Origin of the sequence: Paraglaciecola arctica BSs20135, from assembly GCF_000314995.1 — a bacterium.
GTDB classification, from domain to species: Bacteria; Pseudomonadota; Gammaproteobacteria; order Enterobacterales; family Alteromonadaceae; genus Paraglaciecola; species Paraglaciecola arctica.
The window spans coordinates 33,476-50,820 of record NZ_BAEO01000072.1 but is presented as its reverse complement, the minus strand read 5'-3'; the positions used below and the strand labels follow the sequence as shown (position 1 = coordinate 50,820).

The 17,345-nt window shown below is 37.9% G+C and carries 8 protein-coding genes; 6 read left to right on the top strand and 2 right to left on the bottom strand.

Features of this window, described 5'->3' with window-relative positions:
- Positions 1-24: 24 nt before the first annotated feature.
- The 4 genes from GARC_RS25610 (at position 25) to GARC_RS25595 (ending at position 9,627) form a co-directional block, all read left to right on the top strand.
- Positions 25-2,028: a tryptophan 7-halogenase gene (locus GARC_RS25610; protein WP_007625997.1), complete on the top strand. Its 2,004-nt coding sequence runs from the start codon at positions 25-27 to the stop codon at positions 2,026-2,028.
- Positions 2,029-2,206: 178 nt separating this feature from the next.
- Complete coding sequence (locus GARC_RS25605; RefSeq protein WP_007625996.1) at positions 2,207-4,915, top strand: TonB-dependent receptor; 2,709 nt, start codon at positions 2,207-2,209, stop codon at positions 4,913-4,915.
- A 90-nt stretch (positions 4,916-5,005) separates the two neighbouring features.
- Complete coding sequence (locus GARC_RS25600) at positions 5,006-7,030, top strand: glycosyl hydrolase family 95 catalytic domain-containing protein (RefSeq protein ID WP_007625995.1); 2,025 nt, start codon at positions 5,006-5,008, stop codon at positions 7,028-7,030.
- A 50-nt stretch (positions 7,031-7,080) separates the two neighbouring features.
- Positions 7,081-9,627 carry a glycoside hydrolase family 3 protein gene (locus GARC_RS25595; RefSeq protein ID WP_052151583.1) on the top strand — a complete coding sequence of 849 codons (2,547 nt, stop codon included), beginning with the start codon at positions 7,081-7,083 and terminating at the stop codon, positions 9,625-9,627.
- A gap of 69 nt (positions 9,628-9,696) precedes the next feature.
- Here GARC_RS25595 and GARC_RS25590 read toward each other — a convergent pair whose 3' ends face one another.
- Together GARC_RS25590 and GARC_RS25585 are read right to left on the bottom strand one after the other, a co-directional pair.
- Entirely contained in the window at positions 9,697-11,391 is a 1,695-nt protein-coding gene (locus tag GARC_RS25590; RefSeq protein WP_007625993.1) for a right-handed parallel beta-helix repeat-containing protein, read from the bottom strand.
- Between the two features lie 140 nt (positions 11,392-11,531).
- Positions 11,532-11,816, bottom strand: a complete 285-nt coding sequence (locus GARC_RS25585; RefSeq protein ID WP_007625991.1) for a hypothetical protein — start codon at positions 11,814-11,816, stop codon at positions 11,532-11,534.
- Positions 11,817-11,975: 159 nt separating this feature from the next.
- Here GARC_RS25585 and GARC_RS25580 point away from each other — a divergent pair, with 159 nt between their 5' ends.
- Positions 11,976-14,183 carry an alpha-N-acetylglucosaminidase gene (locus GARC_RS25580; protein ID WP_039990553.1) on the top strand — a complete coding sequence of 736 codons (2,208 nt, stop codon included), beginning with the start codon at positions 11,976-11,978 and terminating at the stop codon, positions 14,181-14,183.
- Between the two features lie 11 nt (positions 14,184-14,194).
- The gene (locus GARC_RS25575) at positions 14,195-17,323 is read left to right on the top strand and encodes a glycoside hydrolase family 2 TIM barrel-domain containing protein (protein ID WP_161603946.1); all 3,129 of its coding nucleotides are present in this window, start codon (positions 14,195-14,197) and stop codon (positions 17,321-17,323) included.
- The last annotated feature ends 22 nt before the right edge of the window (positions 17,324-17,345 follow it).

The following is a 17,345-nucleotide window of genomic DNA, read 5'->3' as shown; positions in this document are numbered from 1 at the left end:
TTTTTAAATTATTTGGACCTGCTAGTGCTTAAATCAATTGTTATCGTCGGCGGGGGAAGTGCGGGCTGGATTACTGCTGGATTATTAGCTGCTGAGCATGCAACTAAAGATAATCAAAGAATTACCATCACGTTAGTTGAATCTAAAAACATTGGTACTATTGGGGTTGGCGAAGGTACTTGGCCAACCATGGTGGGCACATTAAAAAAAATAGGTATTGCAGAAACTGACTTTTTACAATGTTGTAATGCCTCTTTTAAGCAAGCTTCCAAATTTAAACAATGGGTTAGTGGCGAAGAGTCTGATCAATATTACCATCCATTTTCAATGCCGCAAGATTTTGACAAAGTCAATCTTGCGCCTTACTGGCTTGCCCAAAAAGAGCGTATTCCTTTTGCTCAAGCTGTCAGTTTACAAGCAACCCTGTGCGATAAAAAACTAGCACCTAAGCAAGTAGAGTCACCCGACTATGCGACTGTTGAAAATCATGGTTATCACTTAGATGCTGTGAAGTTTGCGGCTTTATTGACACAGCACTGCACAACAAAACTAAATGTAAAACATATAGTTGACGATGTGATAGCAGTACAAGCAACGGATAATAATGATATTTCAGCAGTAGTGACAAAAAATCACGGAGCGATTGCTGGGGATTTGTTTATAGACTGTTCTGGGTTAGCTGCACTATTAATAGACAAACATTATAAAGTGCCCTTTATTAGCAAGAAAGACATACTTTTTATCGACAAAGCCCTCGCAGTACAAGTGCCTTATAGTTCAGAAAATGCACCAATTGAATCGGCCACCGTTTCTACTGCGCAAACAGCCGGTTGGATTTGGGATATAGGTTTGCCCACACGGCGAGGGGTAGGTCATGTTTATTCCTCCAAATACATTTCAAAAGACGAAGCATGTGCGCAATTAAAAAATTACCTAAGTAACGATGTTGCCGATGTAGAAAAACTGACATTTAGAGAGCTCAATATTTCACCTGGATACCGTGAAAAGTTTTGGGTTAATAATTGTGTTGCTGTAGGTATGTCTGCAGGTTTTATTGAACCACTTGAAGCTTCGGCTCTGGTTATGGTCGAACTTGCCGCTTTGATGATCTCAAAGCACTTACCCGCTTCACGCAAAGCCATGGACGTTGTGGCCAAAAATTATAATGAGATTTTTGTATTTCGATGGGAACGCATTATTGATTTTCTTAAATTACATTATGTATTAAGTAAACGCACAGATAGTCAATTTTGGATAGACAATAAAAAACCAGAAACAATTCCTGACACACTTAAAGATTTACTCACTCTTTGGCAAGAGCAAGCTCCTGGTAATAATGGTTACTTAAGCCCTTATGATTTATTTCCTGCAGCCAGTTACCAATACATACTCTATGGTATGGGATTTACTAGCCAGCCTAACTTAATTGATAGTTCGTCGGAAGCCTTTGCACTTGCTAAAAAAAGCTTAGAAAAAGTACAAGATAGAAAAAACAATATTCCCAAACTGTTACCTAGTAATAGAGATTTGTTAAATGAAATAGCAAAAATCAAACCCAAACAGGTGATACAGCAAAATTGGGTAAAAGTTGATCTTTTAACATCGAATGAGTTAGCCAAAAATTTCCCTTTATTCCTAAAAAAAATTGATACTCAGTACGTGTGTATTGCTTTGCTTGGTTTTGAACAGGCTGAAAATTTATATGCTTTGCAAGATGATGCACAGCTACTAGAACAATCTAATATTTTGCAAACAAGTCACCAACACAGTGCACACCAGCAATCGTATATTGAGCAACTTGTGCAACATGATCTTATTGAGCCAGTACAACTAGACATTACATTTAATAATAACCAATCAGTTGTTGTTTCTGAGTTATTCACCATTAATCAGCCCCACCTGAAAAAAATCACGGCATCAGAGATAAATGAAACACTTTCTGAGCGTGCATTATCACTAGCATCAAACCTAATCGAATCACTAAATAACATACCAATGTTAATTGCTATGAAAAATAAGTTAATTTGAATAAAAGTGGGTTTTAACAACAGCAAACATAAAAAATAACAAATCCTTAATAAATCATTTGAATATTATTTCTATTTATATTATAAATACTACTCTTAATTGTATTATAAATAATATCTTAGTTTACACGCTTAATATATTTACAAACCCTAATAAAAAAAATCTCAGAGGACACAACATGAAGCCAGGTAAAATATTCAAATTGAGCCATTTATCAGCGGCCTTAATGATAAGTTTAGGAATAAGCTCATACGCATTAGCTGCAGAGGAAGTTGACGGTCAAAATGCGGATGATGACGTTGAAGTCATCAATGTAAGCGGTATCCGTTCAAGTTTAATTAATTCACGAGCTATCAAACAAAGTGCCGGTAACGTAGTTGATGTTATCACTGCCGAAGACATAGGTAAATTTCCCGATCAAAACGTTGCCGAATCTTTACAACGTATTACAGGTGTTTCAATCGACCGTGTGGGTGGCGAAGGTCAACTCATTACGGTTCGTGGTATGGGGCCAGAATTTAACTCTGTGTTATTCAATAACCGTACGTTAGCTACCACCAGTGGTGGCCGTGCGTTTAGTTTTGATATATTTGCATCTGAATTAATTAGCGGCGCAGAAGTTCATAAAACACAATCTTCAGCCTTACAAGAAGGCGCGATTGGCGCAACGGTAAATATCACGTCATTAAGCCCATTCGATATTCCTGGCTTTAAAGCTATAGGTAGCGTTAAAGGTCAATATGATTCAATGACCGGCAAAACAAAACCTCAGTTCTCTGGTTTATTCAGCAATACTTTTGATGATGATAAATTTGGTGTGTTATTTTCATTCTCAAGCAGCTCAAGAGAAAGCCGATATGATGAAGCCAATACTGCGTATTATCGTAAAACTAATGAAGTTGTTGGCCATGAAGGCACACAACTCTATGTACCAAGAAATTACGACCAAATAGCACAAACTGAAGAACGTGATCGCACCGGTGGTACACTGGTATTGCAGTATAAACCTGCAGAAAACATAACATTAACGGCTGATGCGCTTTACTCTAAATATGACGTGAAATACCGTCAAGATGTATTAGCTCATTGGTTTACAGATGATAACATTAGCAACCTTTCAATTGACAGTAACGGTACGGTTGAAAAGCTAGATGTTACGGGTCATGCAACTGATTCATTAGTGCGTCAATCTGACAGTACCAATGAATTAAAAGCTTATGGATTTAACCTAGAATGGGACGTAACTGATCGATTCAGTGTGGTTGGTGATATTAGCTATTCTGAAGCAGAAGCCGATCCTAAAAAAGGATGGTCAGATACTGTAGCAGGAAAGGTTGGTAATTATAGCTATGATAGATCATCAGGCGATTTATTACCTACCATGACTTTTGAACCTTTTAAAGAAGGTGATCAACTTTATGCTGGTTGGGCAAACTTGCAGGGTAATCGTATTAAAGATGAAGTACTAGAAGCAAAAGTTGATGCGAACTATATTCTTGATGCTGGACCATTAGTTGCTATGGACTTTGGTGCTTTTTATTCAGATAGAACATTAAGCGATACTTTTGCCGAAACTCCGGGTTCTTTACCTTGGATCTATGGTGATAACAGTTCTAAAATATTCTTGCCTTCGTCATTATTTACTAACTATGATTCAGACGGTTTCTTATCAGGCGGCTCGGGTAACCCTACACAGAATTGGCCCACATTTAACTCCGATGACTTATTAGCATGGTTAGCTACTGACACTGCAATTAACCAATTAGACGATCCTGAAGCTGTTCGAGCATTATATGCTAAAGGTGGTCATAACATAGTGGATTCAGCATCGGCATATGAAGTTAATGAGTCTCTTAAAGCGATTTATGCGAACTTTCATTTTGAAGGCGCTATAAGTGATATGGATTGGGCTGTTACTGCTGGTGCTCGTTATGTTGAAACAACCAGTACCTCAGAAGGTAAGCAAATTTGGCTTACAAACCTTATTGAGTCACAACAACAACCTAATGAAGTGATTGCCGTTAAATCAGAGGATTACTTACCCGTTAATGTTGAGCATAGCTATAAAGATTTTCTACCAAGTATTAATGCAAGGCTAAATATAACTGAAGATATGGTTGCTCGTTTTGGCTACTCAAAAAGCTTAACAAGACCTGACCTTAGTGAGTTATCCCCAATAACCAGTTATGACGGTGGTAAAATTGACGACTTACGAGGATCTGGAAGTAACCCTAAACTATCGCCTTATGAATCTACCAATTTAGATCTTTCATTAGAATATTATTATGATGAAGGCAGCTATGCTTCTATCTCAGGATTTAAGAAAGATGTTGATGGTTATCTTTCAACTGAAGACGTTATTGAACAAATAACAGTACCTACTGGTACATATGATTTCAAAATCACTCGTAGTGTTAATACAAACAGCACTAAAATTGATGGTCTTGAATTAGCGGTACAACATATGTTTACCAGTTTGCCTGGACCTTTTGACGGTTTAGGTGTTATTGCAAACATGACATTTACTGATAGTGAAGCTGCGGCTGATGAAGAGGGTAGAGTATTACCGCTAATCGGTCTGGGCGACTCGCAAAACTTGATTATATTTTATGAAAAAGATCAAATTCAATTTCGTGTAGCTTACAACAATCGTGATCGTTTCATGCAAGCCAAACCTAGATCTAATCGCGATGCACATTATGTAGAGGATTATCATCAAATAGATGTTAGTGCTAGTTATGATATTAATGACGCTCTCACCGTTTTCTTCGAAGGGATTAACGTCACTAATGAGCTTTATATAAAGAATGCTGAATTTACCAATCAAACATTAACGGTAACCGAAACTGGTCCACGTTACTCACTTGGTATTAGAGCTGTTTTCTAAATTGAGAATAAAGTAAGTTTTATTTACTTTAATGTAAAAATAAAAGAGAGCATTTTTGCTCTCTTTTTAATTTTAAAATAAGAGTATTTCATGAAATATCCCACACGATTAACCCTTTTGTTATTAATCTTTTTGTCTTCGTATGCTGTCGCTTCTAACACACAAAATCCGTGGGTGTTAACCGCTGACACTCAAAAAGACTATATGGCGCCAACGCTTGCTAATGGCATGATCGGCGTTAGAACCTCTTCGTCACCATTAAATAAAGAGCAAATTTTACTTAATGGAGTGTTTGATAAATATGGCACTGATAATGTCCCTAGTTTTTTACCTGCACTTGAGCCTTTAAGTGTCGACTTGATTATTGATAACCAACAATTAACTCGCAGCAAAAAAATACAGCAGTGGCAACAGCAACTCGACATGCAAAAAGGGATGATCACCACCGATTTTTCATTTAATAAAGTGAATGTTAAACATCAACTATATGTATTGCGTCATCTGCCGCATAATATTTTGCAAACATATCAAATCATTGCTACTGACGATGTCGATGTCATTGTTAGAAATTCCATAAAAACACCTAAAGAATTAACCCCAACAGGTGATAGCTTCAAAGTGTATAAACGAGATCATGTCAAAATACCTTTACTCGTATCAGAAGCGACTTCTCCATCTGGGCGCACCACCATTTCTGCGGCAAATACTTATACATTTGATGGTGACGCCCCAGTTATTAGTAACCATAACGTTGCCAAAGGTAATAATCGTTCAGAGTTTACAATCAGCCTAAAAAAAGGCCAAACCTATGGATTTTCGATTATTAGCGCTATTACCTCCTCTGAGCACTATCAAGATCCCACTAACGAAGCTGAAAGGTTAAGTATTTTTGCAGGCCTTGCAGGAAAAGAGCAACTCATAGCTGGCCATGAAAAAGCATGGTTGAAACTGTGGCAAGGTGACATAGAAATATTGGGGGACATAGAGGCCCAAAGAGATATTCGCTTCGCTTTATTCAACTTATATTCTTATATACGTGCTGGCACCGATTATAGTCTGCCTCCTATGGGTCTTTCGAACATTGACTACTATGGGCATATCTTTTGGGATAGTGAGTTATGGATGTTACCGCCTCTTATGATGTTACAGCCAGAATTGGCTCGCTCAGCACTTGAGTACCGATTTAATCGCCTGTTAGCCGCACAAACCAATGCTAAGGCTCATGGCTTTGATGGTGCAATGTTCCCATGGGAATCGGATAATTTAGGCCAAGAGTCAACACCTATTTGGGCATTAACGGGCCCGTTTGAGCATCACATTACCGCAGTTATTGGTATTGCTTTTTGGAATTATTATCTCGTTACTCAAGACCAACAATGGCTGTCTGAACGCGCCTATCCAATGTTAAGTGAAGTGGCTGATTTTTGGGTAAGTCGCGTCACAGAAAATCAAAACGGTAGTTATAACATTAACAATGTGGTTGGTGCAGATGAATACGCTGAAAACATTGATAACAATGCTTTTACTAATGGTGCTGCCATTTCAGTATTACAACATGCAATTTCTGCCGCTAAAAAATTGGGATTAAAACCTAAACCTATCTGGGAAAAAGTAGCGAGTAACATTGTTATCGAAAAATTTGCAGATGGTACCACTAAAGAATACACCACCTATGATGGGCGTATTGTTAAACAAGCCGATGCTAACTTATTAACGTTTCCATTAGGACTTATCACCGACAAAAAAATTATTGAACAAGATCTTAATTATTACACGCCACGTTTTGATGAAAGTGGCCCGGCGATGACCCACTCTATTTTATCCATTATTGCGTCTAAATTAGGGCAGAAAGAAAAAGCTTGGCGTTTGTTTCAACAAGCTTATCAGCCAAATAAACGTCCTCCCTTTGGTGTATTAGCAGAAGGCGCTTTTGATAACAATCCTTACTTTGCAACCGCTGCTGGAGGCATGCTGCAAGCTGTTTTAACTGGCTTTGCTGGACTAGAAATAACTGAGTCAGGTTTGATACAAAAAACACCGCAACTACCTAAACATTGGAAAAAGCTGACAATTAAAGGTGTTGGCGCAAATAAGCAAACCATTGAAGTTAAATAATCAATCGGTATTTACCAATAGATAATAACCAATAATAGTGAATCATTTACATGTCTACTTTTAGAAAATTTAACTTCATAAAACTTGTTTTTACAGCGGGTGTCATGCTGACATCAGGATCTACTGTTAGCAAAACGACAGATAAAAACAGTTACCAAGATATATCATTACCAGTAAATGTAAGAGTAGCTGATTTAATCTCGAAAATGACATTAGCAGAAAAAATCGAGCAACTTAGTGGCATTGGTTTTGACACTAGAGCAAATACTCGATTAGGCATACCCGCAGTGAGCATGGCTGATGGCCCTGCGGGTGTTAGAAAAGGTAATGCTACGGCATTTCCGGCCCCTGTATCTATGGCTGCCAGTTGGGATCCTGAACTGCTTGAGCGGATCGGTAAAGTGATTGGGCAAGAAGCTGAATCAAAGGGAATAACTTACATGCTTGGCCCTGCAATCAATATTCATCGCCATCCTCTAGGAGGTCGTAATTTTGAAAGTTACGGTGAAGACCCCTTTCTAGCGGGAGAATTAGCCGCTGCATATATACAAGGCTTACAATCCAACAAAGTATTGGCTGCGGCGAAACATTTTGCCGTTAATAATCAAGAATGGAATCGCAGTACTATTGACGTACAAGTCAGTGAAAGAGCATTACGTGAGATTTATTTTCCCGCTTTTAAAGCTGCCGTGCAAAAAGGTAAATCACAAACTGTGATGACCGCTTACAACATAGTTAATGGTACTTACTCAAGTGAAAACAACTTTTTACTTAACCAAGTACTTAAAGACGAGTGGGGTTTTGAAGGTTATGTTGTTTCTGACTGGGCGGCAGTAAAAAGCACAGTAGCCACAGCAAACGCCGGATTAGATCTAGAAATGCCATTTGGCGAATATTACGGTGACAAACTATTAAATGCCGTTAAAAACGGGCAAGTATCTGAAGAGGTTATTAACGAAAAAATTCGCCGTATTTTCAGCGCTCGTATGACCGCTGGTATCTTTGACTCGTCATTACATAAAGACCCTAGTGTTATTGATAAACAATCTCATAAAGACCTTGCTAGGGAAGTGTCAGAACAAAGCATTGTGTTACTAAAAAATGACAAAAACATTTTACCGTTAAATAAAAAAACCATAAAAAAAATAGCCTTAATCGGTCCTAATGCTATTGAAGCAGTAACAGGGGCGGGTGGTAGTTCTATGGTGGTTCCCACCTACAGTGTTTCCCCCTTTGAGGGCATTCAACAACTTGTTGGTGATGACATTGAACTTATTGTTGCTGCTGGTACAGCAATCGCTGATGATATTTTGCCGATCAGCAGCCAATATTTGTCCCACACGATTGATGGCAAAACGGGTGCTAAAACAGAGCAAGGCTTACTTGGTGAATATTTTACTAGCACCGATTTAAGCGGTGAGCCAGTGATGACCAGAACAGATCAGCACATTAGCTTTTTTTGGTCTTACAGCGCACCACATTCAGCATTACATGCCCCTGATGATAACAATCACTTTTCTATTCAATGGAGTGGTCAAATACATCCGCCTAAATCGGGAGATTATACTTTTACCTTGATGCATCCCAATGGCGCTCGGTTGTATATCGATAATAAATTGATCATCGATAAGAAAGCCCATCAAGGTAAACAAAAAGTACATGATGGTGTGATCTCACTCAATGCTGAGCAATCATATGATATTAAAATAGAATATTTTCAGTACTCATGGGAGTCAGGGGTTAAACTTGGCTGGACTATTCCAGGGCAAAACTTAATGGATGAAGCGATAGCGGCAGCTAAAGAAGCCGATATTACTATTATTTTTGCAGGTTTATCTAATCGCCATGAAGGTGAAGGTAATGACAGAGAAACACTGGATTTACCCAACCAAGACAAATTAATTAAGACCATCAGTGCGGTAAATCCAAATACCATAGTTGTATTAGAAACCGGTACCTCTGTCTCCATGAATACATGGCATAATAAGGTTTCTGCGATTGTTCAAGCATGGTATCCAGGACAAGAAGGTGGCAATGCCATTGCAAAGGTCTTATTTGGTGAGGTTAATCCTTCTGGCAAGCTGCCCTTTTCATTTATACAGCAAGAGTCCCATTCTCCTGCCTTTATTGGCTATAAAACGCCAGATTTAAAAGCCCGTTACGATGAAGGTATTTTTGTAGGTTATCGCTATTTAGATAAAAATAATATCGACCTGTTTTATCCCTTTGGTCATGGCTTATCCTATACGGATTTTTCCTATGCCAATTTTTCTGTGCAAAAGGTGACGAATCAATCATACAAGGTGAGTGTGGAGATTAAAAATACGGGTACTGTTGTAGGAAAAGAAGTTGTACAACTTTATGTGCATGATCATAAAAGTGAGTTGCCTCGTCCAATTAATGAATTAAAAGCCTTTAACAAAGTCACATTAGCGCCGAATGAATCTAAGGTTGTGGAATGGACTTTAAACAAAGAAGCCTTTAGCTACTTTCATGCACAAAGAAAAAAATGGATTGTTGAACCGGGTACTTTTTCAATTGTGGTTGGATCTTCATCAAGAGATTTGAGGTTAACTAACAAAATTACAATTAATTAGGATCTGTAAATTCTGCTCAACTTTGCGTCGATACAAAGTTGAGCAGAATTTGAAATGTCATCTTGAAGTCTAATCATTACCTGTATTATTAATAAGTGTCAGGTTAGTCGTATTTTCGGTGAAAATTTTAGGCTTTGAGTTGTTAATGACATTATTTTTAATTTGCACATTATCCGAACAGCAGACATATATTCCTCGATTACCCACGCCCTCAATTCGGTTACCTTCTATTGTGAGATTTTTATGAACACCCGATATCGATTGATTAGACTCGGTTAGCACTGCGATACCTGATGCATTCCTATAAGTACCATCGCCATAACCACTAGACTTAATGACGTTATTTCTGATGATGACATCTTGTGTGCCTATTGATTCCATCCAGCCTGTTGCAGTATCGATTAGAATGCCTGTGCCAGTTGTTGAATCAAATGTATTATTTTCAATTAATGCCCCCCTAGATTGAAACAAAATACCGCGAGCTCTAATATTTTTAACCGTATTATTGGCAAAATGTAAGCTTGCCGTTTTAGTTGCATTAGCAAGTAAGTTGTTTGCTAAAAATCCCTTAGGTAAGGGCTCGCTAAATTCAATAGATATTTCTCTATTTTCATGAGCTGTGACTTTTTTGATAATATTTCCACCAATAATCGACAGATTACTGCGGTTTATATATTCCATTTTGTCACCAACAGCAGGGATATCAACTAAATGGTCTTGAGTGTTAGCTTCCAGATACGTCACAATATTATGCTGATCAATTATCTTTTTAATTGACAGATAAAAGCCATGCACATTGGTTGCATCGTCGCCCATTCCTTCAAAGTAACTATTTTTTATCGATATTTCACCAGTACAACTAATAAAGTGAGTGGCATCGGTATTAGTCGACATTAGGTGATCTTTTTCAGGCTTAACACTCAATTTGTTAAAACTGACATTATGACAATTGTGACCAATGACCCCCATGCCAGGAGCCGACAAAATGGTGACATTTTCGAAATGGATATTTTGGGTATTAACAAGGTGTATGGCTGGGCGATAATTACCCACATGCCTAACAATTAAACGATGGCCTACAGGTAACTTTCTATCGCTTTTAAATGATAATACTTGTGGTGAAACAAATGTCATTGGCTCTTTAATACGCCAATCGTCAAAAACGCCTAATTTTTTTGTTTGCGGATTATAATCCATATACGCCCAAACGGGTTCACCACCCACCACTGGGAATATTTCATCAAATTCGACCGATACAGTATTGCCGTCAGCAATCAATACTGTGCCAATAGAAAAGAGAGGCCTCTGCCATTTTATTGTAAAGTTTTTTAGGGTGATGTTATGGCTAGATATCAGTTCGATTGCCTGTGTCAAACCATGAAAAACAAGGGTTGAACCTTGACCATCTATGGTTAAATTATTCAGCTCATTAAAGGAAATTGATTTGTTATAACCTTCAGCGCCTAAGCCCCAAGGAGTATCAAAATGCAACTTAGATGACATCAATAAATCATAGTCTGCCATCGCAGTGGCCGATTTAAAATGATATATACCTGGCTCAAAAACTAGCTTGTTAGCATTACGCTTTTTGGCCGCGCTAATTGCATTTCTGAGAGGTTGGGTAACATCCTCCACGCCAGCAATAACATTATAATCAGACACTTTAATAACGACATCACTAGTAACCGGATTATTCCCCTGCCAAGAGCATGAGAACAAAAAAATACTTAGCCAAAAGTAGGTAAAAAAACGTGCATAATTCATTATAATAATTAAAACCTCAGTTATTAACATCGACATAATCATAATTAATTACATCGACACTGTTTGGGTGAAAATTTAAATATCTAGGTAACTGACTCCAGATACCTAAATATTGCTGTGTAATTAGAAAAGGGGTTTGCTTACTCTTTATTCGCTTGTGGAAACACAGTTAGTCTCAACTTGGTTGCCCCATAAGGGATTAACGTAATCCACTTTTTTTCAGTCGATAGTCGTGACGCAAGGCTTGATTGTTCTGGTAAGTCTGGTGTTAATAAAAAATCTCCTTCAACATCTTTAACATTGACATTCCATTTCTGAACAATCCCATTTACTTCAGTAGGCCAATCGTCAAGCTGGTTGACCTTGGTTGTGGTTTTATCTACTAATTTTTTAGTAATAGGCAACGCATAAAATAACGATGTCATTTATATGTCCTCATCAATAAATCGCGCCAATTATTTGGTTTTATGCGAGGCGTTTTATTCGATAAATATTGAAATTAATTGCATCTTAAATCTATTTATATTATTAATAGTATCATGGTGTCGATAATTGATTTTTACAAAATGAACTTTTTTCTTAAAATGTTAAACCGTCCGAAAGTAGCACTATTTTTGCTCTTTATTAGTTTACAATTCCAAGCTGTTGCTGGTGATATAGAGGCCGCCAAGTCTGTTCTGTCTCGTACTTTAGGGGACGACATCAGTGAACGCTTTGTACTCAAGCTAACCAAAACTGTTGATCAGCAAGCCAATGACCAATTCAATGTTTCAACCAGCGATAATTGTGTTTTTATTGAGGGAAATAGTCCTGTTGCCTTAACTCGGGCTAGTTATTCGTATTTAAAGCAAGAACACAACAACTTGTTAAGTTGGTCAGGCGAGAACTTTCACTTACCCACAACACTTAGCCCTTTTAATAAAAGTGAGTCTACTCCTTATCAATACAGATATTATTTTAATGTAGTGACTCATGGTTACAGCACGCCTTATTGGGATTGGTCTCGTTGGGAAAAAGAAATTGATTGGATGGCTATGCATGGTATGAACATGCCGTTAATTGGTGGTGCTCATGAAGCGATTTTGCATCGGGTATTTAGAAAATTAGGTTTTAGTAAGCAACAGAGTTATCAATACTTCTCTGGCCCTGCGCATTTTGCTTGGAACCGAATGGGTAACCTCATCACTTGGGATGGCGGTGATAAACTACCTGAAAGCTACTTCGACGAACAAATTGCGCTTAATCACAAAATACTTAAGCGTTTGCGTTCATTAGGCATGACGCCAATTGTGCACGCTTTTGCCGGTTTTGTTCCTCCAGCGACGAGTGAACTTTTTCCAGAAGCTCAAATTAGGCGTTTAAGTTGGGGCGGCGGTTTACCCGAATCAACTTACGGATACCTGCTTTCACCTGAAAACCCATTATTTGTAAAAATAGGCAAAATGTACATTGAAGAATGGCAAAAAGAGTTTGGTAAAAACGAATATTACTTAGCTGATAGTTTTAATGAAATGGATGTACCGCCAGCCGATACCGAAGCCGAATTATTAACTGAGCTTGCAGGTTATGGTGATAGAGTTTATCAGTCAATTAAGGCTGCAAATCCAGATGCAACTTGGGTTATGCAAGGATGGACTTTCCCTTATCATAAAGATGAAAATAGACAACTTTTTTGGACCCCAGAACGTCTTCATGCATTAGTCTCTAAAGTGCCCGACGACAAATTACTTATTCTCGATTTAGCCAATGAATATAATAAACTTTGGTGGAAAATAGATCCTTCTTGGAAAATGTATTCAGGATTTTTTAACAAAAAGTGGATCTATTCTTTTATTCCAAATATGGGTGGAAAAACACCACTCAATGGTCGTTTCGATATATACGCCGAATTACCTATTGATGCCCTTAACTATAAAGATAAAGGTAATCTTATCGGTTTTGGCTTTGCCCCAGAAGGGATTGAAAATAATGAGATGATTTATGAGCTACTGACCGATATGGCTTGGCAACGTAAAGCTATCGACGTAGACCAATGGCAAGCAAAATATGCGATGCAACGTTACGGCGCTTACCCTGGATCATTAGAAAAAGCCTTTAGTTATTTGAATAAATCAGCATTAGGCTCTTTTGTTGATCATCCGATTCACCGCTTTCAATTACGCCCTTATCGAAATCCTGAAGGGGTTGAAGATCATGCCACAGTACATGAGTCTGAAGACTTTATAAAAGCAACCGGTTTGTTTTTACAAGCCAGTGAACAGTTAAAAGACAACAAGTTATATCAACACGATGCCATGGAAATAACGACCTTGTTTCTAAGTTTAGTAACAGACAACCTATTAACTAAGTTTTTAGCTAAAGACGTTGAGCAACGTGACTACAGCGTATTGGACGAAGCTATATCTGTGATGCACACCATGGATAAACTATTAGCAGAGCACCCAAATCACCAATTAGTTACTTGGGTCGATTATGCTCGCACCTGGGGAAGCACTACAGCAGAAAAGGATTATTATGAATCTAATGCTAAACGCCTACTCACAACCTGGGGTGGTGATCCTGTTAATGATTATGCGGGGCGAGTGTGGAGCGGTTTAATTGGCAATTATTATGCACCTCGTTGGCAGTCTTATCATGACGCGGTTAAAAACAACCAAACTTTCGATGTGCGTCAATGGGAAGAAAACTGGGTAATGACGCCATATAAGAACACCAGTACGGCTTATCAAGATCCCGTAAGAGTCGCTCAAGCTATGTATTTTAAATACAAAAATTATTTAGTGTCTAAGTAATGAATTTATCAGTGAATACACTCTTTTTATGCTTAATGTATGTAATGGTATTCACCAGTGGATCTCAAAAAGCTTATGGGAGCGCGCAGCCTTACTGGGAAAACCCAAGTGTATTTAGAGTGAACTCCGAGTCTCCAGTTACGGATTTTACTCCTGCCTCGACTATACAAAAAGCTAAGCAGAATAACGGTTTGGACTCTGATCGGGTTGTTTCATTAAATGGCGAATGGGACTTTCGATTATTTGCTAATCCGTTTGAAGTTGATGACAAAATATTTTCCAATAATATGGATAACGATTGGCAAAAAATAAAGGTTCCAGGCAATTGGGAATTACAAGGTTATAGCTATCCTATTTACCGCAATGTTGATTACCCGTTTGAGCCAGTTAATCCTCCTTTTGTGCCTGCAGATGATAATCCTACAGGTGTTTACAAAAGGACTTTTCAACTGGATAGAAACATCACAGAGCAGCAAGTTTATCTTGAATTAGGTGGGGTTTCTTCAGCATACTTTTTATGGGTAAATGGAGAAAAAATTGGCTATGCCGAAGGAAGTAAAACCGCCGCAAGGTTTAATATTACTTCTGTTGTAAAAACAGGAACAAACCGCATCGGATTAAAAGTACTTAGATGGAGTGATGGGAGTTACCTAGAAGACCAAGACATGTGGAGTTTGACTGGTATCGAACGAGATGTACGATTAATTATTAGGCCAAACAACCATATCAAAGATTTTTATGTAAAAAGTGCTTTAGACAAGACTTACCAAAATGGCATGTTTGAGCTGAGTGTTGAAACCAAAAACACCTTGAGAAAGGCGTTTAAAGGTAAACTTATAGTTCAATTAGAAAATGCATTAGGACAATCTGTTGCTCATTTTGAGAACATAATCACACAGAAAAATTTAGACGATCCAGTTTTTACATTTAAACAAGTAATTAAAAACGTAAAAAAATGGACGGCTGAAACCCCTTATCTTTATAACCTTTCTATTGTGTTAGAAGATGAGCAGCAAAATTCGCTAGAGGCCGTTGCATATAATGTTGGGTTTCGTACTGTAGAAACCAAAAACGGACAGTTGTTGGTTAACGGCGAACCGATAATTATAAGGGGTGTTAATCGCCACGAGCACAGCCTTGAGTCTGGACGATATGTGTCTCACGAAACCATGCTAAAAGATATTAAATTGATGAAGCAACACAATATTAATGCGGTTCGAACAGCACATTACCCGAATGATCCATATTGGTACTACTTAAGTGATAAGTATGGCATTTACTTAATGAGTGAAACCAATATTGAAACTCATCAAATACGCTCACAGCCAAACTCTCCTGTTAAAAATGCACAGTGGTTACCTGCATTTATGGGTCGCACTCAGAATAATATAGAAATCTATAAAAATCATCCTTCAGTTATCGCTTGGTCTCTGGGTAATGAAGCGGGTAACGGCATTAACTTTCAACATACTTTTGATTGGATAAAGAAACGAGACCCTTCACGCTCCGTGGTGTATGCAGGCAATATCCGTTATAAAAGTTCACATCTAGAATTTGGGAAATGGTCTTATTCAGATTGGGCTGCCCCCATGTATCCAAGTATCGAAGAATGTGTTGGTTATCTTGAAAAAGCGCCAGAAAAACCGTTGATTTTAATCGAATATGCCCATGCTATGGGTAATAGTGTTGGTGAGTTAAAGGACTATTGGGCTGAAGTAGAAAAACACCCAGTGTTTCAAGGCGGCTATATTTGGGATTGGGTTGATCAGTCTTTAATAAAACATGACTCAAAGGGAACACCTTATTTTGCTTATGGTGGTGACTTTGAACCTAAAGGCTTTAATACAGATAGAAATTTCGTTATTAATGGCTTAGTTGCTGCTGACCGAAAATTACACCCACATATTTATGAAGTAAAGAAGGTTTATCAACCGGTAAAAGTACTGCCAACAGATTTAGCCAATGGCAAAATAACTATAAACAATAGGTTTGATTTTACCAATTTATCCGAACTAGACATGGTTTGGAAAATTCAAAAAAATGGCGAAATAATATGGACAAAATCTGACACCCAATTAGATATTGCCCCACATGCAAACTCAAGCATATTGTTAAATTATCCAGAACTAGTTAAGGATGGCAGTGAATACTTTTTAAATGTGTCATTTCGACAAAAAAATAGCAGCGAATTGTTGCCCAAAGGCCATGAAATTGGTTATGCCCAATTCAAGTTAGAGCACCTATCAAATGTAGCTCAATCCTTAGAGCTTCCCAAAGAAGGCACGCAAATCCAGTTAGAGATACAAAAGAGAAGCAACAGCATTAATATTCAGTCAGCAACTGTCACTTGGAGTATTGATACTGATACAGGATATCTCAGCCAAATTATTAAAAATAATATGCCTATTTTAAAAGCACCACTGCGTCTTAATTTTTGGCGACCACCAACAGATAACGACAACATAGATATCAGCGGTGCCAAAGTATGGGAGTCGCTAGGATTAAGTGACACTTCAAACCAAGTACTTGATACAAAGCTTTCTGGTAATACCATAAACATAACGAGTGAGATCCTGAATAGGCAAAAAATAAAACTGTTCGATGCAAAAATCAGTTATGAATTTTTTCAAAATGATCAGGTAAAAATTACGACAGATCTTAGCCCTACAAACGCAGTTAAAAGCATGGCTAAAATTGGCTATCAGTCTAATTTAACCAGTGATTATAGTAATATTTCATGGTTTGGTGCTGGTCCGCATGAAAGCTATATTGACCGTGCAGAGTCAGCCTTAATCGATGTATATACTGACAGTGTAGAAAACATGTTTGAGCGTTATGTAAAACCTCAAGAATATGGCAACCGTACAGGTATTCGGTGGGTAGAAGTTGGCAATGGTAAAGATTCCCTTAAGTTTTCGGCTTTATTGAACACCATGAATTTTAGTGGCCGTCAGTATGGGGATAACGATATACATCAATCTGGACATATTAATGAATTAAACAAGTTAGATACCACAGTGTTTAATTTCGATTATAAGGTTAGGGGAGTAGGCACCGCAGCCTGCGGGCCTAATTTAGCTGAACAATATCAAGTACCGATTACGCCATTACAGTTTAGTTTTCTAATAAGTGCTGAGTAACCTACTGAGATAGTTAATGACT